Origin of the sequence: Terracoccus sp. 273MFTsu3.1 (assembly GCF_000383675.1) — a bacterium.
Taxonomy (GTDB): Bacteria; Actinomycetota; Actinomycetes; order Actinomycetales; family Dermatophilaceae; genus Terrabacter.
This window is the reverse complement of sequence record NZ_KB911821.1, coordinates 620,131-643,742: the sequence shown is the minus strand read 5'-3', so window position 1 is coordinate 643,742 and position 23,612 is coordinate 620,131. Positions and strand designations below refer to the sequence as shown.

The window sequence follows — 23,612 nt, the reverse complement described above, 5'->3', positions numbered from 1 at the left end:
CCTCGGCCGATGCGTCGGTCAGCGGCCGGCGGGAGTGAGGCCGAGCGACCGGCCGGCGAGGCCGCGGGCGCGCGAGCCGAGGCTGCGGGCGATGCCGCGCAGCGCGACGGCAGCAGCGGTGTCGGGATCGCCGAGCACGACCGGCGTGCCGTTGTCGCCGCCCTCGCGCAGGCGCGTGTCGAGAGGGATCTGGCCGAGCAGCTCGACCGGGGCGCCGATGCTCTTGGTCAGCGAGTCGGCGACCGCCTGCCCGCCGCCGGATCCGAAGATCTCCTGGCGGGTGCCGTCCGGCAGCTCGAGCCAGCTCATGTTCTCGATGACGCCGACGACCCGCTGGTGGGTCTGCAGTGCGATCGAGCCGGCCCGCTCGGCCACCTCGGCGGCGGCCTGCTGCGGGGTCGTCACGACGAGGATCTCGGCCGTCGGGATGAGCTGCGCGACCGAGATCGCGATGTCGCCGGTGCCGGGCGGCAGGTCGAGCAGGAGGACGTCGAGGTCGCCCCAGAAGACGTCGCCGAGGAACTGCTGGAGGGCGCGGTGCAGCATCGGGCCACGCCACACGACGGGCTGGTTGCCGGGCACGAACATGCCGATCGAGATGACCTTCACGTCGTGGCTGATGGGCGGCAGGATCATGTCGTCGACCTGGGTCGGTCGCTGCTCGACGCCGAGCATGCGCGGCACCGAGAAGCCGTAGACGTCGGCGTCGACGACGCCCACCCGCAGGCCCTGCGCGGCCATCGCCGCGGCGAGGTTGACGGTCACCGACGACTTGCCGACGCCGCCCTTGCCGGAGGCGACGGCATACACCCGCGTCAGGCTGTTGGGCTTGGCGAAGGGGATCTCCTTCTCCGGGGCGCCGCCACGCAGCTGCGAGCGCAGCTCGGCGCGCTGCTCGTCGCTCATGACGTCGAGCTCGACCTCGACCGAGGTCACGCCGTCGAGGGCGAGGAGCGCGTTGCTCGAGTCCCTGGTGAGCGTCTCCTTCATGGGGCAGCCGGAGACGGTGAGGAAGATCGCGAGGTCGACCTTGCCGGCGTCGTCGATCTCGACCGACTTGACCATGCCGAGCTCGGTGATCGGCTTGCGGATCTCGGGGTCGTTGACCTTCGACAGCGCCGTGAGCATGGCGTCACGGCTGGGCAGTGCGGCGACAGACATGTGTTCCATCGTATGCCGCCCTGCCGGGCCCCCCGACCACGGCCGGGGTGCGCTCGCTCACGGTCAGTGCCGGTTGTCCCTGGGCTCGTCGTCGGCGCCGCGGACGAACCCGCGGTCCTCCATCTCCTCGAGCAGCGAACGCAGCTCGGAGCGCACGAAGTCACGCGTGGCCTGCTCACGCAGGGCGAGGCGCAGCGAGGCCACCTCGCGGGTCAGGAACTCGGTGTCGGCGAGGTTGCGCTCGTCGCGGGCCCGGTCCTGCTCGAGGGCGACGCGGTCGCGGTCGGCCTGACGGTTCTGCGCGAGCAGGATGAGTGGCGCGGCATACGACGCCTGCAAGCTCAGCATGAGCGTCAGGAAGATGAACGGGAACTCGTCGAAGACGAGCGCCGGCGGCGCGAGGACGTTCCAGGCGATCCACGCGGCGACGAAGACCGTCATCCCGATGAGGAACTGGGCCGTGCCCATGAAGCGGGCGAACTGCTCGGACAGGACGCCGAAGGCCTCCTGGGTCAGGGTGATCCGCGGCAGGACCCGGGCGCGCTTCTCCTGGGGCTGGTCGAGCTTGTCTCCACGGACGGCCCGGGGGCCAGGACGACGCTCGGCGCGCTCGCTCACGGCTTCACCCCCAGCTCGTGCCGCTCCTCACGCCAGTCCTCCGGGAGGATGTGGTCGAGCACGTCGTCGACGGTGACCGCTCCGATGAGGCGTCCGTCGTCGTCGACGACGGGTAGCGAGACGAGGTTGTAGGTCGCGAGGGTGCGCGTCACGGTCTCGAGCGACGCGGTGGCCACGACGGGCTCGATCTCCTTGTCGATGATCGACCCCACGGCGCCGTGCGGCGGCTCGCGCAGCAGGCGCTGGATGTGGACGAGGCCGAGGTAGCGGCCGGTCGGCGCCTCGAGCGGCGGGCGGCAGACGTAGACCATCGACGCGAGCGCGGGGGCGAGCTCCTCGCGGCGCACGGTCGCGAGCGCCTCGGCGATCGTCGCCTCGGGACCGAGGATGACGGGCTCGGTCGTCATCATGCCTCCGGCGGTCTTCTCGTCGTACGCGAGCAGACGACGCAGGGGAGCGGCCTCGTCGGGCTCCATGAGCTGGAGCAGCTCCTCGGCCTGCTCGGGCGGCAGGTCGGCGAGCAGGTCGGCGGCGTCGTCGGGCTCCATGGCCTCGAGGACGTCGGCCGCGCGCTCGTTGGCCAGGCCGGCGAGGATCTCGACCTGGTCGTCCTCCGGCAGCTCCTCGAGGACGTCGGCGAGGCGCTCGTCGTCGAGGGCGGCGGCCACCTCGGCCCGGCGCTTGGGGTTGAGGTCGTGGATGACCTCGGCGAGGTCGGCGACCTTGAGGTCGTCGTAGGTCTCGAGGAGACGCTCGGCGCTCTGGGCGCCCGCCTGCTCGTGGAGGCCGACGACGTCGCGGATGTCGACGAGCATCGTCTTGCCCGACCGGCGACGCGTGAGCCGGGACATCGCCTTGGACGCCGACGAGACCCCGGCCGGCGCCTGCCGGACGAAGACCCGGGTGCCGATCCAGTCGCGCCGCGGTCCCTGCTCGATGGCGAGGTCCTCGACGAGCGAGTCGGCGAAACCGGCCTCGACGGCCTCGGCCGTCGTGACGCGAACGGTGCGGTCGAACAGCTCGGCGGCGACGAGCACCTCGTTGGTGCGCTGCTCGAAGCGGCGCATGTTGACCAGGCCGGTCGTGATGACGGCGCCGGCATCGATCGAGGTGACCCGGGTCATCGGCACGAAGACCCGGCGACGACCGGGCACCTCGACCACGAGGCCGATGACGCGAGGCTCGGGTCGGTTGACCGAGAACATCACGACGACGTCGCGGACGCGCCCGACCTGGTCACCGAGCGGGTCGAAGACGCTCAGTCCGGTCAGGCGCGCGACGAAGACGCGGGTGCTCGCACTCATGGCCCAAGGCTATGGGGTCAGCGTCCGCGGCGACGGGTGCCACGTCGCTGGCGCTTCTTGCGCAGCTTCGCCCGCTCCTTCGCGGCGCGTCTGCCGGCCTTGGCCTCGTCACGCGCGCGCTTGCGCTCGGCCTTCTCCTCACCGCGCCCACCCCAGTGCCACGGGCGCCACGACGTCGTCGTCGCCGCGGTGCGGGCCGGAGGCTCACGGTGGTCGTGGGCGGCATAGGCCCCCGGGGACTCGAGCGGACTGTCGAAGGGCACGAGCGCGGTGACGGTGCACTCCGCCGCCCAGCGGGTCAGCGAGTCGTCCACCGAGTTGAGCCGCGATGCGCGGAGCAGCTCGGCGGCGCGCTGCCACTCGGGGGTGCCGGGCTCGAGGACGTGGACGTGCGCGCGGACCGTGAGCAGGCGACCCCCGGTGTCCTTGCTGCGCAGGATCACCCTGACCTCCTTGGGCAGCCACGGGAGTGGCTGCTCGCCCGGTCCGCTCACGACGAGGGCGGCCCCGTCGTCCCACACGTGCCAGGCCGGCCAGGTGCGGTCGTCGGCGACCTCGATCCAGAGCAGACCGGACTTCGCCATCGCCTCGCCGAGCAGGGCGGTCGCAGAGGCCGTGGCCGCTGCCGACGGCGGGTCGGACGGCGGGTCCGACTGCGGGTCCGACTGCGGGTCGGACGGCGAGGAGGGTCCTGGCGCGGACGGCACCGGTTCGGTGCCCGTCCCCGTCCCGGGTCTCGTCCCTGCGCCCTGCTCGGTCACAGGCTCGGTCGCGCGCTCGGTCACACCGCCACCATAGTGATCCCGCCCTCATCGGCGACGCGCGTGACTGTCGTCATAACGCGGGCCGTCCGGCCGTTGCTACGTTGACGCCCATGCGCAGCGCCAAGGACTTCTTCCGGCCGCTCGCGGTGGGGGCGCCAACGCCTCTGACGCAGGTGCCGGCCCGCCCCTCCCGGGTCATCCACTTCTTCGACCCGAGCAACCCGAAGATGGCGGCCAAGGTCCCGGACCTCGTCGGGACCGTCGACGTGCTCCTCGGCAACCTCGAGGACGCCGTCAAGGCCGACCGCAAGGAGGCGGCCCGCGCCGGCCTCGTCGAGATCGCGAGGGCCACCGACTTCGGCGAGAACACCCAGCTGTGGACGCGCATCAACGCGCTCGACAGCCCGTGGGCGCTCGACGACCTGACGACGCTCGTCACCGAGATCGGCGACAAGCTCGACGTCGTCATGGTGCCGAAGGTGCAGGGCGCCGAGGACATCCACTACGTCGACCGACTCCTCGCCCAGCTCGAGGCGAAGGCGGGGCTGACCCGTCCGATCCTCGTGCACGCGATCCTCGAGACGGCACGCGGCATGGTCAACGTCGAGGAGATCTGCGGCGCCTCGCCGCGCATGCAGGGCCTGTCGCTGGGTCCCGCCGACCTCGCCGCCGATCGCCGCATGAAGACGACCCGCGTCGGCGGCGGGCACCCCGGCTACCTCGTGCGCACCGACCCCGTCGACGGCGACATCACGGGAGCGCGCGCGACGGCGCAGCAGGACCTCTGGCACTACACGATCGCCCGCATGGTCGATGCGTGCGCGATGCACGGGATCTACCCCTACTACGGACCGTTCGGCGACATCCAGGACGTCGTCGCCTGCGAGGACCAGTTCCGCAACGCGTTCCTGCTCGGCTGCGTCGGCACGTGGTCGCTCCACCCCGTCCAGATCGAGATCGCCAAGCGTGTCTTCAGCCCGTCCGCCGAGGACGTCGCCCACGCGCGCCGCGTCGTCGCCGCGATGGGCGACGGCACGGGCGCCGTCATGCTCGACGGCAAGATGGAGGACGACGCCAGCCTCAAGCAGTGCCTCGTCATCGTCGAGCTCGCCGAGCGTCTCTCCCAGACCGACCCCGCGCTCGCCGAGCTGTATGCCGGCGAGCCCGCCACGCAGGAAGGCTGACTGCCGTGCCCGTCGAGCCCGACGCATACCGTCCACGTCGCTCCGTGCTCTACATGCCGAGCTCCAACGAGCGAGCCCTGGAGAAGGCGAAGACCCTTCCCGTCGATGCCCTCATCCTCGACCTCGAGGACGCCGTCGCCCCGGACGCGAAGGAGGAGGCGCGCGAAAAGGCCTGTGCCGCAGTGCAGTCGGGAGAATACGGCCGACGGGAGCTGACGATCCGGGTCAACGGCCTGGGGTCACAGTGGCACGACGCCGACCTCTCGGCGGCAGCCGCGGCCGGACCGGACGCGATCGTCGTGCCCAAGGTCGGGTCGGCCGACGAGGTGCGCGGCCTCGTCGCCGCGATGGAGGCCGCCGGCGCTCCCGAGCACACGCGGCTCTGGGCGATGGTCGAGACGCCGGTGGCCGTGCTGCACGCGGAGGAGATCGCGCGCGCGTCCGACCGGCTCGGCTGTCTCGTCCTCGGCACGAACGATCTCTACAAGGAGCTCGGGGCGAGCTTCGCCCCGGGACGGGCGGCGATCCAGACCTCGCTCCAGCTCGCGGTCCTCGCGGCGCGGACCGCCGGGGTGGCCGTCGTCGACGGCGTCTACAACGACGTGAAGGACGCCGATGGCTTCCTCGCCGAGGCGCACCAGGGCCGGGAGATGGGCTACGACGGCAAGACGCTGATCCACCCGGGGCAGGTCGAGGCGTGCAACGCGGTCTTTGCGCCGAGCGCCGAGCAGGTGCAGCAGGCGCGAGCCGTGATCGAGGCCTTCGAGACCGCGCAGGCCCAGGGCAAGGGCGTCGTGACCCTCGACGGGAGGCTCATCGAGAGCCTGCACGTCGACACCGCGCACAAGGTCCTCGCCACCGCAGAGGCCATCGCCGCGCTGTCCTGACGACGCCGTCGACGCCGCTCGGCGCAGGGGGGTGCCGTCGCAAAACGAGGTGTGGGCTCGCCCGGTGACGGTGTTGGATCGGTGCATGTCGATCGAGCTGAGCACGCCGGGAGTCCAGGGCCTCGTCGAGGCCGTGCGCGAGATGCGCGAGTGGCAGCAGGACGGGATGCCGGTCCAGCTGCACCCCGGCGACCTCGGCTGGAACTGGCGCTTCGGCGCCGACGCGACCGCGGCGGCCGTTCGCACGTGGAGTCGCGACGGGCGCCTCGTCGCCGTCGGGTTCCTCGACGACCCGCGCGCGCTCCGGATGGCGATCGCGCCGGCGGCCGGAGACGACGACGAGCTGGCGCACCAGCTGCTCACCGACGTGTCGCGCCCCGAGCGTGGCGTGCTCCCTGCCGGGGAGGCCTTGGTCGAGGCGCGTTTCGGTGACGCCTTCCGTGCCTCGCTCGTGGACGCCGGATGGGGCGACGGCGAGCCGTGGACGCCGCTCGTCCGGGACCTGACCGAGCCCGTCGAGGACAGCGGACTGCGGGTGGAGGCCGTCGGCACCGACCCGGGGCCGGAGCTGCTCCGTGACCGGGTTGCCGTGCAGCGCGCGTCGTTCGACACCTCGACGTTCAGCGAGGCACGGTGGCGGGAGATGGCGTCCGGACCGGCCTACGTCGACGCGAGGTGCCTCGTCGCCTACGACGAGTCCGGAGCCGCGGTGGCCACCGCCACCGTGTGGTCGGCCGGCCGGGGGCGACCCGGTCTCATCGAGCCGTTGGGGGCGCACCGCGACCACCGGGGCCGCGGCCACGGACGCTCGATCACGCTCGCGTGCGCGGCCGCCCTCCGGGAGCTGGGCGCGTCGAGCTGCCTGGTCTGCACCCCGAGCGCCAACGTCGGTGCGGTCGCCGCCTACGTCTCGGCCGGCTTCCGCCGCCTGCCGGACGCCCACGACCTGCACCGCGCCGCCTGAGCCGCGACGCGGCTCGCCCGGCCCCGTGCCGGTTCGACGTTCCTGCGCACCGTCTGCGACGCGCGGACACATGGGATCGGCCACGGGAGGAGGGGAGGAGGACAGGGGAGCACGAGGTCAGGAGTGGGCGGCGGCCCAGGCCATCTCGGCGCGCACGTTGCCGCTCCAGAAGTCGTCGTCGTGGCCGCCAGCCGTGAAGTGGGCCTCCGCCGCGGGCAACCGGCGCGACAGCTCCCGGTTCGCCGCGATGAACGGGTCGGCGGTGCCACAGTCCAGGCGCACCGGGATGCCGCGAAGCCGGTCGATCCGGTTGAAGATCGAGTGTGAGTCGAAGTCGGCGCGCCCGTCGTACGCGCGGGCCGGGGTGTCACTGCCCCGGAGCCAGAGAGCCGCGCTCGCGGCGACGACGCCACTGACCCGCGCGCGGCCGAGCTCGGTCGCCAGCAGGAGTGCGCCGAAACCGCCCATCGACCAGCCGAGCAGGGTCACAGGCGAGGAGGCGGGCAGGCCGGCCGCGTCGAGGGCCAAGGGGATGAGCTCCTCCCGGACCATCGCGCCGGTGTCGCTGCCGTCGCGCCGCGCGTGCCAGTAGCCGCGGCCCCCGTCGACGGAGACGAGCGCCATCCGGGAGGACTCGACCTCGTCGGGGAAGCCGAGCCCGAAGGCGTCGTCGGCACCGCCGCCGGAGCCGTGGAGCGCGACGACGAGCCCGCGCGGTCGCCCGGTCCGTGGCAGGGCGAGCCGCCACCGCGCCGAGTCGACCCCGAAGCGGTCCGGGAGCACCCCGTCTCGCAGGATGGGCCCGTCGGTGGCCGAGCAGCCGGTCAGGGCGGTGGACGCCGTCACCAGCCCTGGCGCCCCGAGCGCCCCGAGCAGCACGGCACGCCGCGACGGGCCGGGGGCGCAGGACATGCGGGCAGCGTAGGACTCGGGCGGCCACGCGAGGGGGCGACGCGCGCCGGGAGGCACACGGCATACGCGCACCGCCCCGGCCTGGAGGGGCCGGGGCGGTGGGCGTGCATCGACGGTCGGTGCCGTCGGAGCGGTCCGTCAGCTCAGGTGGTGCGGCTTGACCTCGCTGCGCTTCTCGGAGTCGTCACCGGCCTCGAGGTCGTCGCTGGCCGAGTGTGGCGGAGCCTGCCCGGCCGGGACGAGGCGCACGAGGACCGCCTTGGAGACCGGGCAGTTGCTGCCGACGGCCGTGGACTCGAGGGCCACGAGGGGGTTGACCTCGGGGTAGTAGGCGGCGACGCAGCCACGGACGGTGGGGTAGGAGACCACCCGGAAGTCGCGGACGACCCGCTGGGTGCCGTCGGGCCAGGGCGCGATGACGTCGACGTGGTCGCCGTCGGAGAAGCCGAGGGTGGCGAGGTCGTCGGGATGGACCATGACGATCTCGCGGCCACCGGAGATGCCCCGGTAGCGGTCGTCGTGGCCGTAGATCGTCGTGTTGAACTGGTCGTGGCTGCGCAGCGACTGGAGCACGAGGTGGCCCTCGGGCGCCGACACCATCTGCAGCGGGCTCACGGTGAGGACGGCGCGCTTCGAGGGCGTCTCGAACGTCCTCGAGTCCCGCGGCGGGTGCGGCAGCACGAAGCCGCCCGGGCGGTGCACCTTCTCGTCGTAGGCCTCGCAGCCGGGCACGACGCGCTCGATGTGGCGCCGGATGACGGAGTAGTCGTCGGCCATGGCGGCCCAGTCGATCTCGCCGGCCGCGCCGCGCCCGGAGAGCGTGGCCGCGGCGATGCCGCTGATGATCGACACCTCCGAGCGCAGCTCCGGGCCGGCGGGCTCGAGCCTGCCGTGCGAGAGGTGCACGCTCGACATGCTGTCCTCGACGGTGACGCCCTGCAGACCGCTGCGCTGCTCGTCGCGCTCGGTGCGCCCGAGCGTCGGCAGGATCAGGGAGGTGTGACCGACGACGACGTGCGAGCGGTTGAGCTTGGTCGAGATGTTGACGACGAGGTCGACCGACCGGAGCGCGTCGTGGGTCACCTCGGTGTCGGGTGTCGCCGCGGCGAAGTTGCCGCCGAGCCCGACGAGGACCTTGGCGTCGCCGTCGCGCATCGCACGGATCGAGTTGACGACATCGAGGCCGCGCTCGCGTGGGACGTCGATACCGAACTCGGCCTCGAGCGCGTCACCGAAGTGGGGGGGCAGCTTCTCCCAGATGCCCATCGTGCGGTCGCCCTGGACGTTCGAGTGCCCGCGCACGGGGCACAGGCCGGCGCCGGGCTTGCCGATGTTGCCCTGCACGAGGGCGACGTTGGCCATCTCCTTGATCGTCGCGACGGCGTGGCGGTGCTGCGTGACACCCATGGCCCAGCAGAGCACCGTCCTGCGCGACCGGGCGAAGAGCTCGGTGACGCGCTCGATCTGGGCGCGGTCGAGCGAGGTGGCCTCGGCGACGAGGTCCCAGTCGAGCTCGCGCATGTGGGCGGCCCAGGCCTCGAAACCCTCGGTGTGGCGCTCGATGAAGTCGGTGTCGAAGACGTCCTCGCCGGCGTCGTGCCGGGCCACGAGGAGCGAACCGATCGCCTGGAAGAGGGCCAGGTCGCCGCCGAGCCGGATCGGCAGGAACTCATCGGCGAGCTCGGTGCCGACGCCGACGATGCCGCGGACCTTCTGGGGGTTGTCGAAGCCGCGCAGGCCGGTCTCCGGCAGCGGGTTGACGGCGACGATCTTCGCTCCGGCGCGCTTGGCGATCTCGAGGGCGGTGAGCATGCGCGGGTGGTTGGTGCCGGGGTTCTGCCCGGCGATGAGGATGAGCTCGGCCTCGTGGATGTCGTCGAGACTCACGGAGCCCTTGCCGATGCCGATGACCTCGGCCAGCGCCACGGACGTCGACTCGTGGCACATGTTGGAGCAGTCGGGGAGGTTGTTCGTGCCGAAGGCCCGGGCGAAGAGCTGGTAGGCGAACGCCGCCTCGTTGGAGGCACGGCCGCTCGTGTAGAAGACCGCCTCGTCGGGCGACGCGAGCCCGCGCAGCCGTTCGGCGATGAGGGCGTACGCGTCGTCCCACGAGATGGGCTCGTAGTGGGTGCCACCCTCGCGCAGCACCATCGGGTGCGTGATGCGGCCCTGCTGGCCCAGGAGGTAGTCCGTCCAGCCGGACAGCTCGGCAACGGGGTGCTCGGCGAAGAACGAGGGGTCGACCCGCCGCAGGGTGGCCTCCTCGGCGACGGCCTTGGCGCCGTTCTCGCAGAACTCGGCGAAGCTGCGCTCCTCCGGGTGCGGGTCGGGCCACGCGCAGCCCATGCAGTCGAAGCCGTCGGGCTGGTTGATCCGCCGCAGGGTCGCGAACGACCGGCGGGCGCCCATCTGCTCCATGCCGCGCTGCGCCGTGACGGCGATGGCGGTCAGGCCGGCGGCCTTGGACTTGATCTTGCCCCGGTCGACCTGGGTGGGGTCGACGTCGTGGGTGGGGGCCGCTGTCGGCCGCACGGGCACGATCGGGATCATGGTGCGGCGCCGGTGCTCGGACATGGTCTAACCCCTCGTCGGATCGGTTGTCACAAGACTCGTTCCCCGTTCGTCCCCGCACGTCACCATGCAGGACTGGCAGTTTCCTGTGAGTCTGCCCCATCGGCTTCGTCCCCTGCGGGATACCTCCGGCCGCCTCGCGCGTTGGACCAGGCATGGGCCAGCAGATGCGGACGGGGGAGCCGACGGCCCGGCGCCCCGACCCGGAGGCACCCCCGTCGGGCGAGAGCGGACTGACGCGCCGTCGCCTGCTGACGCTCGGCGCGGTGGGAGCCGTCGCCGCCGGCGGGGCGTATGCCGTGTCGCGCGGTCCCGGCCTCGCCTCCCTCCCTCGGCTGGCGGGTCTGGGCGAGCCGACGCCGCCGGAGCTGCGCATCGACCCGCAGCCGGTCGACCGCTCGGCCCTGCAGGCGAGGCAGCGCATCGGGGCCGCGGCGTACGTCTACGAGGTGACGGGCCGCCCTGCCACGTACTACGTCACCGAGCCGTTCGGGGCGCGCCTGGACCAGTGGCTCGCCCTGCACCGCCGCCACGTCGGGCAGGTGCCCGACGAGGTGCGCTCGTACGGGGCCTGGGTCCGCGGCTCGGCGACGTCCTGGCACAGCTCGGGGGAGGCCATCGACATCGCGCGGCTCCGCGCCGACGGCCGCGACCTGACGAGCCTGCGCTACGACCTCTGGCGTGACGCGCCGGCGCCCGAGCTGCGTCGCCGCCTCGCGCTCTACTGGCGCACCGCCGCCGGACTGCACCATGAGTTCGCCGACGTGCTGACCTACCTCTTCGATGCCGCGCACAGCAACCACATCCACGTCGACCTCGGCCGGTTCGGCCCGGAGCGTCCGCGCCTCATCCGGCGTTCCGACGCCCAGGTCCAGGCCGTCCAGGCGATGTGCCGGCACGTCTGGGGTCGCACCGACGTGGAGATCACCGGCGACTTCGACGACGTGACGCGGGACGCGACCACGCGCATCCTCGAGCAGGCCGGGAGCCCGGGGGAGCTCGGCGACAGTCGCGAGGCCTGGCAGGCGTTCATGGTCGCGACGATGGAGCGCGTGTAGGCCAACACCGACGTGACGGGGCCCCTGCGCCCGATCATAGGATCGGGGCCATGGCCAAGACCGTGCTCACTCCTCAGTCAGAGGACTTCCCCCGTTGGTACCAGGACGTCGTCGCGAAGGCGGAGCTCGCCGACAACGGTCCGGTTCGGGGCACGATGGTCATCCGACCGTACGGCTACGCGATCTGGGAGCGGATGCAGGCCGACATGGACCGGCGCATCAAGGAGGCCGGTGCGCGCAACGCGTACTTCCCCCTCTTCATCCCGGAGTCCTACCTCAGCCGTGAGGCCGAGCACGTCGAGGGCTTCAGCCCCGAGCTCGCGGTCGTGACGCACGCCGGCGGGAAGGAGCTCGAGGAGAAGGTCGTCGTGCGTCCGACCTCCGAGACGGTCATCGGTGAGTACATGGCGAAGTGGACGCAGAGCTACCGTGACCTGCCGCTGCTGCTCAACCAGTGGGCCAACGTCGTCCGGTGGGAGCTGCGCCCGCGGATCTTCCTGCGCACGAGCGAGTTCCTCTGGCAGGAGGGCCACACGGCGCACGCGACCGAGGAGGACGCTCGTCTCTACGCGAAGCGCATCCACGAGGAGGTCTACGCGCCGTTCATGCGCGAGATGCTCGCCATGCCCGTCGTCCTCGGTCGCAAGACGAAGCGCGAACGCTTCGCTGGTGCGACGAACACCCTTGCGCTGGAAGGGATGATGCGCGACGGCAAGGCCCTCCAGATGGGCACGAGCCACGAGCTCGGCCAGAACTTCGCCAAGGCCTTCGACATCACGTACCTGTCCGAGCAGGGCCGCCAGGAGACGTGCTGGACGACGTCGTGGGGCAGCTCGACCCGCCTGCTCGGCGGTCTCATCATGGGCCACGGCGACGACCACGGTCTGCGCGTGCCGCCGAGACTCGCTCCCGTCCAGGCGCTCGTCATGGTCGTCAAGGACGGCGAGGGCGTCGTCGAGGCGGCCCGTCAGGTCGTCGCCGACCTCCTCACGCGCGGGGTGCGGGCCGAGCTCGACGCCCGCGTCGACACGCCCTTCGGACGTCGCGCCGTCGATGCCGAGCTCAAAGGCATCCCGCTGCGGGTCGAGGTCGGTCCCCGTGACCTCGCCGAGGGCTCCGTGACCGTCGCCCGACGCATCGCCGGTGGCAAGTCGTCGGTGCCGCTCGGCGGCGTCGTCGACACGGTGACCGCGGCGCTCGACGAGGACCACGACGCGCTGTATGCCGCCGCGCTCGCCCACCGCGACACGAACACCGCCGCCGTGAGCACCATCGAGGAGGCCGCCGAGGCCGCTCGCACCGGCTGGGCCACCATCCCGTGGTCGACGCTCGGTGAGCAGGGAGAGTCGCTGCTCGCGGAGTCCGCCGTCACGGTGCGGTGCCTGACGATGCCCGACGGCACCGTGCCGACCTCGGAGTCCGACGACGGCGTGCTCGCGGTCGTCGGCCGCGCCTACTGACGTGGCGCCCCCGTCCGTCGGCCACCGGCGTGGTCCCGCCCACACCCGGGCCGGGAAGACGCCGGGCTGCGGCATGGTTGACGAGTGCGTGAGGACGGCGATCGAGACGTGAGCGACGAGACGGTGGTCGGCGGACGGCATACGCCGCCCGCGGTTCCCCTGGCGCCGACGGCGCAGCCGGAGACGTTGACACCCCTGCTGCGCGACCGGGAGAGCGTCATGGTATACGACCGCTCGCACGTGCTCGGCCCCGACGCCCTGCGCGCGATCCTCGAGGCCGCGCGGTGGTCGCCGTCGGCCGGCAACTCACAGCCCTGGGGCTTCATCGTCGGCCTGCGCGGCGACGACACCCACGCCGCCATGGTCGACGTCCTCTCGTCAGCGAACCAGGTGTGGGCGCCGTCCGCCTCGGCGATCATCCTGACGCTGCACCAGGTCGCGACCGACGAGGACCATGAGCTCGCCTACAGCGACTACGCGATGTTCGACCTCGGGCAGGCGGTCGCCCACATCACGGTGCAGGCGCGCTCGATGGGCCTGCAGGTGCGCCAGTTCGGCGGCTTCGACCACCGCGCTGCGACCGAGCGGTTCGCCGTCCCGCCGCACTGGGCCGTCACGACGGGCATCGCGCTCGGACTGCCCGCCGGCCCGGACGACGACGGCGAGATGCCGGACTGGGTGCTGGCCCGGGCGCGGCTGCCGCGGTCGCGCCTGCCGCTCGAGGCCTTCGTCCACTCCGGGAAGTTCGGCCACCCGGCGGACTTCCTCACCGACTGACCGCGTCGAGAGGCCACGAGCCGGCGGCCGCCCGCGGGACGGTCCGGTTCGCGGCCTCTCGCCGGTCGAAGGACGATGGAGGCCACCCCACGAACGGGTGGCCTCCATCTGGTCCGTGGCCCTTCGGTGCGACGCTGAGGTCATCACCACCGCGACGTCGCCGCCGCGATGAGGTCACCGAAGAGCAGGCCCTCGTCGACCGCATACCCACGACGGGTGAACCACTCACACATGTTGTGGGTGTCGCGCTCGAGGAACTCCGGGCCGTGCGGGTTGCCGATGACGTCGACGATCTGCGGCCAGTCGATGAGGACGAGCCGGGCGTCGTCCCCCTCGCCCTCGAGCAGCACGTTGTACGGGGAGAGGTCGCCGTGCGCCCAACCGAGCTCGGCGAGCCGCAGCATCGCCTCGCGCAGCTGCTCGAAGAGCACCGGTAGCAGGTCCGGGTCCGGACGCACCTGCGCCAGCCGTGGCGCGGCCTGCCCGTCGGGCGTGCCGATGAACTCCATCAGCATCTCGTCGTCGGACATCTGCACCGGGTAGGGCACCGGCAGCCCCTCGTGCCAGAGGCGGACCAGCGTCTCGAACTCGGCGAAGGCCCAGAGACCGCTGATCAGCTCCTTGCCGAACGAGGTGCGGGTCAGCATGGCCCGCGTCTCGCGCGACTTCCGCACGCGCCGGCCCTCGAGGTAGCCCGAGTCGCGGTGGAACATGCGGTGCTTGCTCGACCGGTAGCGCTTCCCGGCCATGAGCACGTCCCGGTCGGAGGATCCGGGCACCCACCGTCGGACGAGGTGGACGTCGGCCTCCTTGCCGGTCTTGAGCACCCCGAGGTCGGCCTCGACGGCGCCGAGGTCGGTGATGACCCAGTCGGGGCGCGGCTTCGGGCCGTGGGTGGCTCCGTCCCAGCTCGACCACCGGTCACCCTCGGGAGGGCCGTCGGGGTCGGTGTCGACCGCGTACTGCTCGTCCTCGAGGCCGAGGGTGCGCCGAGCGGTCAGTCGGGTGTCGACGACCGCGAGGTCGTCGTCGTGAAAAGCGTTGAATGACAAGAGAACTCCAAGGAAGAAGAGATGTGGGCAGGCATGCCCGGGGCCGTGATGGTCATGTCACCCTCCTTGGGTCCCGGCGTGCGGCCGTGTGCCGCTGCGCTCGCGAAGAGACTGGCGCATCCAGCGGGTCCTGCGCAACGGATTTGATTCCGCGCCGCGTTCGAGGCGTTTGCCGCGATCTGTATCACCGAGCACCCCGTTCACCTCTACCGTGGCAAGGAGCAGGGGAGACGTCTCGGAGGGAGCCCAGGTATGCCGTCCGCGTCCTTCGGCGGGGGAGCGGTGCGCGTGCGCGCGCCCCGCGGCTACGACGCGTCCGCCGCGACCGACCGCGCCGACAGGGACCTGCCCTCGGGTGACCGCCGGGCGGCTGAGCGGGCGGCCCTCGTCGAGGCCCTGCGCACCGACGACTTCGTCGTGGTCGACCGGATCGACCTGACACCACAGCGATCTCGCGACCTGGGTGGTCCCGCACCGGCCAACAGGGCGGGCACCGTGAAGCTCGACGTCGACGTGCCGGCCGGCAACGACGCCGTCGTCCTGCTCGAGCGCGACGGGGTCTACTCGTGGCACCTGCCGGTCGATGCCGCCGAACGCACGCGGTCGATCGACCCCGGTCCCCGCACCGTGTCGTTCGCCCTGTCGGTGCAACCGGAGCGCCCGCGGCGTCCGCGACCGCGGTCGCGGGGCCTCGAGCGACCTGGTGCGGGACCGGCTGACCGCGGGCTGCTCGGGGACCTGGCCCACGGCGTCCTCCAGGCGATCGTGCTGCGCTTCGCCGCACCCGTCATCGTCGACAAGGTCGTCGAGCGACTCGAGTCGGGCGTGCGCACCGGGCTCGTCCACGTGACGGGGGGAACGCTCGACGCGTGGAAGCCGGTCGGCTCGCTCGCGGAGGTGGGCCTCCCCACCGACCGGGCGGCACGGGTCCTGCTCCTCGTCCACGGCACGTTCTCGTCGACCACCAGCGCCTTCGGGGCCCTCGCTGTCACGCCCGGCGCGGAGGGCTTCGTCGACACCCTCGTGTCGGCGTACGACGCCGTCATCGGCTTCGACCACCGAACGCTCAGCGTCGACCCGGAGCGCAACGCGCGCGACCTGCTCGCCCTGCTCGCGCCCCACGACGGCGAGCTCGTCATCGACGTCATCACGCACAGCCGCGGCGGGCTGGTCACGAGGTCCTTCGTCGAGTCGGTGCTGCCGGGTGCGGGACTGCGCGTCGCCGTCGACTCCATCGTCTTCGTGGCCTCCACCAACGGCGGCACCCACCTCGCCGACCCCGAGCGCTGGCACGACCTCGTCGACCTCTACACGAACCTCGTCATGGTGACCGCTGCCGGCCTGTCCCTCGTGCCCGGCGGAGCTCCCTTCGCGGCTGTCGTCACCGGTGTCGTTTGTGGCGTCGGCGCGCTCGTGAAGTACCTCGTGTCGTACGCCGCCGGCGACGACGGCGTGCCCGGTCTCGCCGCGATGACGCCCGACGGGCCCTTCGTCACGACCCTCAACGAGGACCAGCCGGGCCAGCCCCGGCCCGGGACGAGCTGGTACGTCGTCTCGTCCGACTTCCACGTGTCGCTCTTCGACGACCACCACAACCCGCCCGAGTTCCCGCGCGAGCTCGCCGTCCGTCTCGCCGAGGGCTTCGTCGACGGGATCTTCAAGGGGCGCAACGACCTCGTCGTCGACACCGACTCGATGTCGGCGATCGGCCTGCCGAGCGGCGGCTACGTGCGCGACACGTTCGCCCTCGGCACCAACGACGTCGTCCACCACGTCAACTACTTCGCGCAGCTCCCGGTCATCGGTGCGATCTCGCAGTGGCTGCCGCTCGGGCTCGGCGCGTCGGACGAGGAGGCTCACCTGCCCGGGTGGATGACCGCGGGGCCGGTCCTCGGCGCCGACGGTGGTGGTGACGAGCGTGGACTCGAGATGGCCGAGGTGGAGGCGCCGACCACCGCCGCCCGACCGCCGACAGCCGCCCGTCCGCCGTCCGCGACGAGGCCTCCCGGCACCCATGCGCGTCCGCCCGCGCGACCCGCCACCGGCCCCCGGGCGGAGCCGCCGGCGAGGACGGCCGCCGGGAGGGCGACGGGGAAGACGGCGAAGAAGGCGACGGCGGAGAAGGCGACGGCGAAGAAGGCGACGGCGAAGAAGGCGACGCGCCGCGACCGGGAGAAGCCCGCGAACGCTGGACCCACGAGCCCTCTCGAGGGCACGACGGAGGCCGAGCTCGCGGTGGAGATGCCTGCGACGGTCACCCCGGGTGCCGACGTGACGGTCCGGGTCCGGCTCGCGCGACAGGCGGTGGCGCCGACGGAGGGCACGGTCCACGAGTCCAGGACGCTCCACGTCGACGCGGAGCGCCCGATCAGCGTGCAGGTCTACGCCAAGGACAACGTGCAGGTCCTCGAGACGGACGCCAAGGTCTTCGGCCTGCCGAGCGGCGACTGGGCCAGCGAGCTGACCTTCCGGGTGCGAGCCCTGGCGCCCGGGCCCGTCCGCGTGTCCATCATCCTCCGGCAGGGCTGGGTGCCGCTCGCCACCGTCACCCTCGAGTCGACGGCGGCCGCCGCGGGGATGGTCGCCCCGACGCCCGTCACCGCCACCGTCCACACGGGCATCGACGCCCCGGAGCTCGACGGCCTGCCCTGCCTCGACATCGTCGAGTGCCGGCGCGTCACGGGTGAGCGCGTCTACAGCTACGCGCTCCGGCTCGTGCCGGGCGAGCCCGAGCGGGTCTTCGAGTCGGCGCCGATCCTCGGGCGTGACGAGTTCGTGCGCGAACGGATCGCCGAGGTGGAGCGGGTCATCAAGGATCCCGACCTGACACCGCGCCAGCGGATGTCGCAGCTGCAGAACACCGGCACGATGCTCTTCGACCAGTTCTTCCCCGAGGACATGCAGGCCTACCTCTGGGAGCACCGCGACCTCGTGCACGACCTCATCGTCTACACCGACGAGCCGTTCGTGCCGTGGGAGCTCGTCCACCTCAAGCCCGCTCGCGGCAAGCGCGGCACGACGCCACGCTTCCTCGCCTCCGGTGGGCTCGTGCGCTGGCAGCTCGGCAGCTTCCCTCCCCGGGCCGTCCGCGTGCGCCGGGGCCACGCACGGTCGATCTGTCCCGTCTACGCCAACCCGATGTTCAAGAACGACGTCGGTGTCGCCGAGGCCGGCTACCTCAAGGACCGGTTCGGCGCCAAGCCCGTGACGGCCACCCCGAGCGGCGTCGAGAAGCTCCTGCGCGGCGGCGGCTTCGACCTGCTCCACTTCTCGGGCCACGGGGCGGCACGTTCCGAGGACATCGCCGAGGCGAAAGTGCTGCTCAAGGGCCAGCGGCGCGGCACCACCGTGCGCGAGCAGTACCTCAGCTCGACCGACGTCTCCCAGAACCTCGACTGGACCGGACCGGACAGCGTCGGTCCCATCGTCGTGCTCAACGCCTGCCAGACCGGACGGTCCGGCGAGCTCTTCACGACGGTTGGCGGCTTCGCCAAGGCGTTCCTCGACGCCGGCGCCTCGGCCTTCGTCTCGTGCCTGTGGTCGGTCCAGGAGGAGCCGGCTCGGGTCTTCGTCGAGACGTTGTACGAGGAGCTGCTCAAGGGCACCCAGATGTCCCGGGCGAGTGCTCTTGCCCGGGCGGCAGCGCGGGACGCGGACGACCCGACCTGGCTCGCCTACGTCGTGTACGCGAGACCCGACGCGGTCCTCGAGACAGTGTGAAACGGCATACACCCCAGTCGAACCCGCTCACCCGAGGGGTTCCGAGAAGGAAGGAACGGCCATGGCAAGCAGGGCTCTGTGCGTGGGGATCAACGAGTTCGAGTCGCTGCCGCAGACGAGCTGGCTCAACGGCTGCGTCAACGACGCGAACGACATCGCCAAGGCGCTGCGGCCGCTCGGCTTCACTGCGCGCGCGACGACGGTGCTCACCGATGCCGGCGCGACGAAGAAGGCCGTCATGGCAGCGCTGACGACGCTCGTCGACACCGCGAAGGCCGGCGACCACCTGATCTTCACCTTCTCCAGCCACGGCACGCAGGTGCCCAACGAGCCCGGTGGCGACGACGAGCCGGACGGTCTCGACGAGGCCTTCGCGTGCCACGACATCCGCCAGAAGGGCGACCAGTGGGACCGCGACACCGTCATCGTCGACGACGAGCTGCGCGACCTCTTTTCCCGCGTGCCCGCAGGCGTCCTGCTCGAGGTGCTGCTCGACACGTGCCACAGCGGCACCGGCCTCAAGGACCTCGACGAGATCCTGCAGGCGCAGCTCCTCGGCCGCAAGCCGCGCTACCTGCCGCCACCCACGCGTCGCGGACTCGACCAGGCCCGGTCGATCCGCGCCGTCACGCCGGTGCGCACCGTCGACCGCAAGGCGCTCGTCGAGCTGACGAAGAGCCGCACCACGGCCTCGAAGCCCGTCCTCTTCGCGGCGTGCAAGCCCAACCAGACGGCGTCGGACGCGACGTTCGACGGCCGCTCCAACGGGGCCTTCACGTACCTCTTCCTCAAGGCCATGAAGGCCAGCCCGACGGCGACCCGCACCGAGCTGCTCCGCAGCGTGACGGCCGGGCTCAAGGACGGCGACTTCAGCCAGCGCTCGACGCTCGAGGGACCGGTCAAGGCCAAGAAGGTCGCCTTCGGACAGCTGTGGTGACCGAACCGGCCCTGGCCGCATCGTGACGCGGTCTGCGTTGTGCGTCGGCATCAACGAGTTCGCCTCGCTGCGCGAGACGGACTGGTTGCGAGGGTGTGTCAACGACGCCCATGACGTGGCCGAGGCGCTCACTGCGCTGCACTTCGGGGTCTCCGACGTCGTCGTGCTGTGTGATGGCACGGCGACCAGGAAGGACGTGTGGTCGCGGCTCACCCGCCTCGTCTCCACGTCCCGTCCGGGCGACACGGTGGTCTTCAGCATCTCGACCCACGGAGTCCAGGTGCCGAACCTGCCCGGCGACGTCGACGACGAGCCCGACGGGCTCGACGAGGCGCTGGCCTGCGCCGACCTGCGGGTCGGTGCCGACGGCTGGGACCGCGACACCATCATCCTCGACGACGAGCTCCGCGACCTCATGGGCAGCGTGCCGAGCGGGGTCCTGCTCGAGGTGCTGCTCGACACGTGCCACAGCGGCACCGGTCTCAGGGACGCTGACGACGACCGCGACGGCTCCGGTCTCGGTCTCCCTGGCCAGGGGCGGCCACGCTTCCTCCCGAGCCCCGTGCAGACGGGGCTGCCGCGGCGACTTGCTCCGGCCGGCCCGCGCCGAGAGGCCGACGTGCGCCGCCGCCCCTACCGGTCCGTGCCACTGCGGGCGGTCGTCCACTCGGCGTGCCGTCCCGACCAGACCGCGAGGGACGCGACGTTCGACGGGCGCTCCAACGGGGCCTTCACCCACTTCTTCCTCGAGGCCATCAAGGCGAGCCCGACGGCGACCCGCAGCGAGCTGCTCCGCAGCGTGACGGCCGGGCTCGAGGAGGGCGGCTTCAGCCAGCGCTCGACGCTCGAGGGACCGGTCAAGGCCAAGAAGCTGTCCTTCGGACAGCTGTGGTGAGTGGTGGCTCCGACGATCTCCGGTGACCGAGGACACAGGTGTCGACACTCACACGCGGGCGCACTGACCGCGTGCCCGGCGCGACGGCATACTCGGTCGCAGTTGTCCGAGAGCCCAGACGCAAGGTGGCGATCCGAGCATGTCCCGACTGCAGCAGACCGACGGCCTCACCGAGGAGCAGACCGAGCTGATCAAGCTCGTCCGTGAGTTCGTCGACGAGCAGATCATCCCTGTCGCCATGGAGCTCGAGCACAAGGACGAGTACCCCCAGGCCATCGTCGACGGCATGAAGGAGATGGGGATCTTCGGGCTGATGATCCCCGAGGAGTACGGCGGCCTCGGTGAGTCCCTGCTGACCTACGCCCTGTGCGTCGAGGAGATCGCGCGCGGCTGGATGAGCGTCAGCGGCATCATCAACACCCACTTCATCGTCGCCTACATGGTGCTCCAGCACGGGACCGAGGAGCAGAAGCAGCACTACCTGCCGAAGATGGCGACGGGCGAGATCCGGGGCGCGTTCTCGATGAGCGAGCCGGGCTGCGGTTCGGACGTGGCCGCCATCAAGACCAAGGCCGTCAAGGGCGACGACGGCGAGTGGTCCATCACCGGGCAGAAGATGTGGCTGACCAACGGTGGCTCGGCCAACCTCGTCGCCGTCCTCGTCAAGACCGACACGGGCGCCGACTCCGTCTACAAGAACATGACGACCTTCCTCGTCGACAAGGAGTCGGGCTTCGGCGAGACCGCCCAGGGCGTCACGGTTCCCGGCAAGATCGACAAGATGGGCTACAAGGGCGTCGACACGACCGAGCTCATCTTCGACGGGCACCGCACGACCGACGCGCAAATCCTCGGCGGCGAGCCGGGCAAGGGCTTCTACCAGATGATGGACGGCGTCGAGGTCGGCCGCGTCAACGTCGCTGCTCGCGGATGTGGTGTCGCGAGAAGGGCTTTCGAGCTCGGCGTCTCCTACGCCCAGCAGCGCGAGACCTTCGGCAAGAAGATCGTCGACCACCAGGCCGTTCTCTTCCGCCTCGCCGACATGGCCGTCAAGGTCGAGGCCGCGCACGAAATGATGGTCAAGGCGGCCCGCAAGAAGGACTCGGGTCAGCGCAACGACCTCGAGGCCGGCATGGCGAAGTACCTTGCGTCCGAGTACTGCTCGCAGGTCGTCGAGGACAGCTTCCGCATCCACGGCGGCTACGGCTACTCCAAGGAGTACGAGATCGAGCGCCTCTACCGCGAGGCGCCGATGCTGCTCATCGGCGAGGGCACGGCCGACATCCAGCGGATGATCATCGGCCGCCGCCTCGTCGAGGACTACAAGCTCAAGGCCTGAGGGCCCCTCTGCGCCGAGCCGGGGATGCGAGGATGGACGTATGAGCCTGCAACCGAAGGGTCCGGGGGGACGCCAGGGATTCGCGACACTCTCCCTGGAGTACCCCATGTCGCTGGGTGTGTTCGAGCAGTACGTCGACGCGCAGAAGGCCGTCGACACGCTGTCCGACAACCAGTTCCCGGTCGAGAACTGCCTCATCGTCGGCACCGACCTCAAGCAGATGGAGCGGGTCACCGCGCGCCTCACGTGGGGACGTGTCGCGCTCGGCGGTCTGCTCTCCGGAGTGTGGCTCGGACTCTTCGTCGGTCTGATCCTCTCGCTCTTCTCGCGTCCCTCGAACCCGTTGACCCTGCTGCTCTCCACCGCCCTCTACGGCGCCGTCTTCGGCCTGATCTGGTCGCTCGCCGGCTACGCCTTCACCCGCGGAGCACGCGACTTCTCGTCGGTCAGCCAGGTCGTCGCGACGCGCTACGAGGTCTTCTGCGAGCACAAGTTCGCCCAGCAGGGTCGCCAGATCCTCGCCGACGCGGGGATCGACGTCGGTGGCCGGGCGGGCATCGGCATCGCCCCGGTCACCCCGACGTCGCCGCCGATCCAGCCGTCGCAGCCGTCGCAGCCGTCGAGTCCGGACCAGCCGGGCCCGCCGCCTCCCGCTGGCTGACGCGGCTGCAACGAAAGCGCGCGCCCAGGTGTCCTTCCCGGTGACGGATCCCCGACGAAGGAGCGCCCGATGGAGTCCCGAAGGCCCCGCCCGTACGCCGTCTGCCGCGTCCTGCTGACCGGAGCCGCCGCATTCGCGCTCGTCGCGTGCGGCACGGCCACCACGCCCCAGCCGGGGGAGACGTCGCTCGCCTCCGGCCCGGTCCGGCCGGTCACCAGCCAGCCCGTGGAGGCCGACGGGGCCCTGCAGTGCCCCGAGTCGGTCGCCGCCGCGGCCGTGGACAAGCCGGTGCCCGTGCCGCAGAAGCCGCAGGGCGTCGACGGCGCCGCTCGCCTGCTGCCCGACCGCGACCCGACCTCCCTCGTCGTGTGCGCCTATCCCGTCGTCGACATCATGAAGCCGATCCAGCCCCCGTTCCGCCTCGCGAAGCGCACCGTGGCGAGCGACGGCCAGCGGGTCGAGCTCGTCGAGGCCCTGACGTGGTCGCCGCGCGACTCCGGGGCCCGGCGGGTGTGCACGTTGATGGCCGGCAACGAGACGGCATACGTGGTCGGTGCGTCCTACGGCGACGCCGTCGTATGGGTCAGCGCGCTGGCCGACGCGAACGCCTGCTCGACGTCGACGAACGGCGACTTCCGGTCGGGTCCCGGTCCTGCGGTCGTGCTCGAAAGGATGTTCGGCACGCGCACCCCTCCTTCCGCCGACGTCGTCGCGTGCAACCGGACGTCGTGGGGACGCCTCGGCGACGACCGGAGCCTGGCCCCCGAGGGCGACCCGACGGCGACCGTGTGCCGTGACGCGGCTGACGGCACGGTGAAGGCGACGCCGCTGGACGCCACGCAGTCTGCCGAGGTCGTCGCGGCGCTGCGCGCCCTGCCGACGAGGCCGACGGGGCAGACGTGCCAGGGCCGGGACAACCCGGGCAACGGGCGGTTCACGCTCCTGCTCACGTATGCCGTCGGGCCGCCCGTGCGCCTCACCGTCGACCCGGACTGCGCACCGGCCGTGCTCGGCACCAACCTCGAGTCCGCCGACGCGTCATCGCTCGTCGAGCTCGTCGAGCAGTGGAGCCCGCGGATCCCCGGCCCCGACCTGAACGGCTCGGTGTCGTCGGACGGCACGGTCGTGCCGCCGGCGCCCGACGCGACGGCACCGGCCGAGGTGCCCGGCTCGACGGGCGGTGGCGGGGCCGGCACCGGCATCGAGCCAGCGACCCCGACCGAGATCCCCATGACGAAGTGACCCCTCCTGACACACCGAACGCGGCGTTCGGTCTAGAGAGCGGTGTTGTGCCGCTGCGCTCGAGACCGAACGCCGCGTTCGGTCAGGTGGGGGAGAGCCGGCCAGG

General features: G+C 71.7%; 19 protein-coding genes. 12 read left to right on the top strand and 7 right to left on the bottom strand.

Translation table 11 applies throughout. The annotated features are described in order from the left end of the window. Positions 1-18: 18 nt before the first annotated feature. The 4 genes from H283_RS0108595 to H283_RS28085 form a co-directional block, all read right to left on the bottom strand. Positions 19-1,161, bottom strand: a complete 1,143-nt coding sequence (locus H283_RS0108595; protein ID WP_020143113.1) for an Mrp/NBP35 family ATP-binding protein — start codon at positions 1,159-1,161, stop codon at positions 19-21. 63 nt (positions 1,162-1,224) lie between these two features. Next, positions 1,225-1,779: a DUF1003 domain-containing protein gene (locus H283_RS0108590; RefSeq protein ID WP_020143112.1), complete on the bottom strand. Its 555-nt coding sequence runs from the start codon at positions 1,777-1,779 to the stop codon at positions 1,225-1,227. Further along, positions 1,776-3,083, bottom strand: coding sequence for a magnesium transporter MgtE N-terminal domain-containing protein (locus H283_RS0108585; RefSeq protein ID WP_020143111.1), 1,308 nt, complete (start codon positions 3,081-3,083; stop codon positions 1,776-1,778). Before H283_RS0108585 ends, H283_RS0108590 begins: the two co-directional genes overlap by 4 nt. 17 nt (positions 3,084-3,100) lie before the next feature. Then, entirely contained in the window at positions 3,101-3,868 is a 768-nt protein-coding gene (locus H283_RS28085; RefSeq protein WP_020143110.1) for a hypothetical protein, read from the bottom strand. Positions 3,869-3,957: 89 nt separating this feature from the next. Here H283_RS28085 and H283_RS0108575 point away from each other — a divergent pair, with 89 nt between their 5' ends. The 3 genes from H283_RS0108575 to H283_RS0108565 all read left to right on the top strand — a co-directional run bounded on the left by H283_RS0108575 (position 3,958) and on the right by H283_RS0108565 (position 6,882). Then, positions 3,958-5,031: a CoA ester lyase gene (locus tag H283_RS0108575; RefSeq protein ID WP_020143109.1), complete on the top strand. Its 1,074-nt coding sequence runs from the start codon at positions 3,958-3,960 to the stop codon at positions 5,029-5,031. Between the two features lie 5 nt (positions 5,032-5,036). Further along, on the top strand, positions 5,037-5,918 hold the full coding sequence (locus tag H283_RS0108570) for a CoA ester lyase (RefSeq protein WP_020143108.1): 882 nt from the start codon (positions 5,037-5,039) through the stop codon (positions 5,916-5,918). A gap of 85 nt (positions 5,919-6,003) precedes the next feature. Then, positions 6,004-6,882 (top strand): GNAT family N-acetyltransferase, encoded by an 879-nt coding sequence (locus tag H283_RS0108565; RefSeq protein WP_020143107.1) that lies wholly within the window; start codon positions 6,004-6,006, stop codon positions 6,880-6,882. 117 nt (positions 6,883-6,999) lie between these two features. Here the strand turns inward: H283_RS0108565 and H283_RS0108560 are convergent, their stop codons facing one another. Both H283_RS0108560 and H283_RS0108555 read right to left on the bottom strand, forming a co-directional pair. Then, positions 7,000-7,794 carry an alpha/beta hydrolase-fold protein gene (locus H283_RS0108560; RefSeq protein ID WP_020143106.1) on the bottom strand — a complete coding sequence of 265 codons (795 nt, stop codon included), beginning with the start codon at positions 7,792-7,794 and terminating at the stop codon, positions 7,000-7,002. Positions 7,795-7,932: 138 nt separating this feature from the next. Next, positions 7,933-10,368, bottom strand: a complete 2,436-nt coding sequence (locus H283_RS0108555) for an FdhF/YdeP family oxidoreductase (RefSeq protein ID WP_020143105.1) — start codon at positions 10,366-10,368, stop codon at positions 7,933-7,935. 152 nt (positions 10,369-10,520) lie between these two features. Between H283_RS0108555 and H283_RS0108550 the strand changes: the two genes are divergently transcribed. The 3 genes from H283_RS0108550 (at position 10,521) to H283_RS0108540 (ending at position 13,660) form a co-directional block, all read left to right on the top strand. Beyond that, positions 10,521-11,423 carry an extensin family protein gene (locus H283_RS0108550; protein WP_020143104.1) on the top strand — a complete coding sequence of 301 codons (903 nt, stop codon included), beginning with the start codon at positions 10,521-10,523 and terminating at the stop codon, positions 11,421-11,423. Positions 11,424-11,473: 50 nt separating this feature from the next. Continuing rightward, positions 11,474-12,883, top strand: coding sequence for a proline--tRNA ligase (proS, locus tag H283_RS0108545; protein ID WP_020143103.1), 1,410 nt, complete (start codon positions 11,474-11,476; stop codon positions 12,881-12,883). 108 nt (positions 12,884-12,991) lie between these two features. After that, on the top strand, positions 12,992-13,660 hold the full coding sequence (locus H283_RS0108540) for a nitroreductase family protein (protein WP_020143102.1): 669 nt from the start codon (positions 12,992-12,994) through the stop codon (positions 13,658-13,660). A gap of 143 nt (positions 13,661-13,803) precedes the next feature. Here the strand turns inward: H283_RS0108540 and H283_RS0108535 are convergent, their stop codons facing one another. Then, positions 13,804-14,712, bottom strand: a complete 909-nt coding sequence (locus tag H283_RS0108535) for a serine protein kinase RIO (RefSeq protein ID WP_020143101.1) — start codon at positions 14,710-14,712, stop codon at positions 13,804-13,806. A gap of 252 nt (positions 14,713-14,964) precedes the next feature. Here H283_RS0108535 and H283_RS0108530 point away from each other — a divergent pair, with 252 nt between their 5' ends. The 6 genes from H283_RS0108530 (at position 14,965) to H283_RS0108505 (ending at position 23,506) form a co-directional block, all read left to right on the top strand. Beyond that, the gene (locus H283_RS0108530; protein ID WP_020143100.1) at positions 14,965-18,432 is read left to right on the top strand and encodes a CHAT domain-containing protein; all 3,468 of its coding nucleotides are present in this window, start codon (positions 14,965-14,967) and stop codon (positions 18,430-18,432) included. Between the two features lie 61 nt (positions 18,433-18,493). Beyond that, positions 18,494-19,369, top strand: a complete 876-nt coding sequence (locus H283_RS0108525; RefSeq protein WP_028785434.1) for a caspase family protein — start codon at positions 18,494-18,496, stop codon at positions 19,367-19,369. Between the two features lie 22 nt (positions 19,370-19,391). Continuing rightward, complete coding sequence (locus H283_RS0108520; protein WP_028785433.1) at positions 19,392-20,264, top strand: caspase family protein; 873 nt, start codon at positions 19,392-19,394, stop codon at positions 20,262-20,264. 139 nt (positions 20,265-20,403) lie between these two features. Then, on the top strand, positions 20,404-21,603 hold the full coding sequence (locus H283_RS0108515) for an acyl-CoA dehydrogenase family protein (protein ID WP_020143097.1): 1,200 nt from the start codon (positions 20,404-20,406) through the stop codon (positions 21,601-21,603). 40 nt (positions 21,604-21,643) lie between these two features. Then, a complete protein-coding gene (locus tag H283_RS24470; protein WP_051103566.1) occupies positions 21,644-22,264 on the top strand; it encodes a general stress protein in 621 nt (206 codons plus the stop codon). A 69-nt stretch (positions 22,265-22,333) separates the two neighbouring features. After that, on the top strand, positions 22,334-23,506 hold the full coding sequence (locus tag H283_RS0108505; protein ID WP_020143095.1) for a hypothetical protein: 1,173 nt from the start codon (positions 22,334-22,336) through the stop codon (positions 23,504-23,506). Positions 23,507-23,612: the final 106 nt, after the last annotated feature.

Coding starts and splice junctions, on each gene's coding strand:
- H283_RS0108595 (WP_020143113.1), bottom strand. CDS start 1,161: ATGTCTGTCGCCGCACTGCCCAGCCGTGACGCCATGCTCACGGCGCTG.
- H283_RS0108585 (WP_020143111.1), bottom strand. CDS start 3,083: ATGAGTGCGAGCACCCGCGTCTTCGTCGCGCGCCTGACCGGACTGAGC.
- H283_RS0108575 (WP_020143109.1), top strand. CDS start 3,958: ATGCGCAGCGCCAAGGACTTCTTCCGGCCGCTCGCGGTGGGGGCGCCA.
- H283_RS0108565 (WP_020143107.1), top strand. CDS start 6,004: ATGTCGATCGAGCTGAGCACGCCGGGAGTCCAGGGCCTCGTCGAGGCC.
- H283_RS0108560 (WP_020143106.1), bottom strand. CDS start 7,794: ATGTCCTGCGCCCCCGGCCCGTCGCGGCGTGCCGTGCTGCTCGGGGCG.
- H283_RS0108555 (WP_020143105.1), bottom strand. CDS start 10,368: ATGTCCGAGCACCGGCGCCGCACCATGATCCCGATCGTGCCCGTGCGG.
- H283_RS0108550 (WP_020143104.1), top strand. CDS start 10,521: ATGGGCCAGCAGATGCGGACGGGGGAGCCGACGGCCCGGCGCCCCGAC.
- proS (WP_020143103.1), top strand. CDS start 11,474: ATGGCCAAGACCGTGCTCACTCCTCAGTCAGAGGACTTCCCCCGTTGG.
- H283_RS0108530 (WP_020143100.1), top strand. CDS start 14,965: ATGCCGTCCGCGTCCTTCGGCGGGGGAGCGGTGCGCGTGCGCGCGCCC.
- H283_RS0108525 (WP_028785434.1), top strand. CDS start 18,494: ATGGCAAGCAGGGCTCTGTGCGTGGGGATCAACGAGTTCGAGTCGCTG.
- H283_RS0108515 (WP_020143097.1), top strand. CDS start 20,404: ATGTCCCGACTGCAGCAGACCGACGGCCTCACCGAGGAGCAGACCGAG.
- H283_RS24470 (WP_051103566.1), top strand. CDS start 21,644: ATGAGCCTGCAACCGAAGGGTCCGGGGGGACGCCAGGGATTCGCGACA.
- H283_RS0108505 (WP_020143095.1), top strand. CDS start 22,334: ATGGAGTCCCGAAGGCCCCGCCCGTACGCCGTCTGCCGCGTCCTGCTG.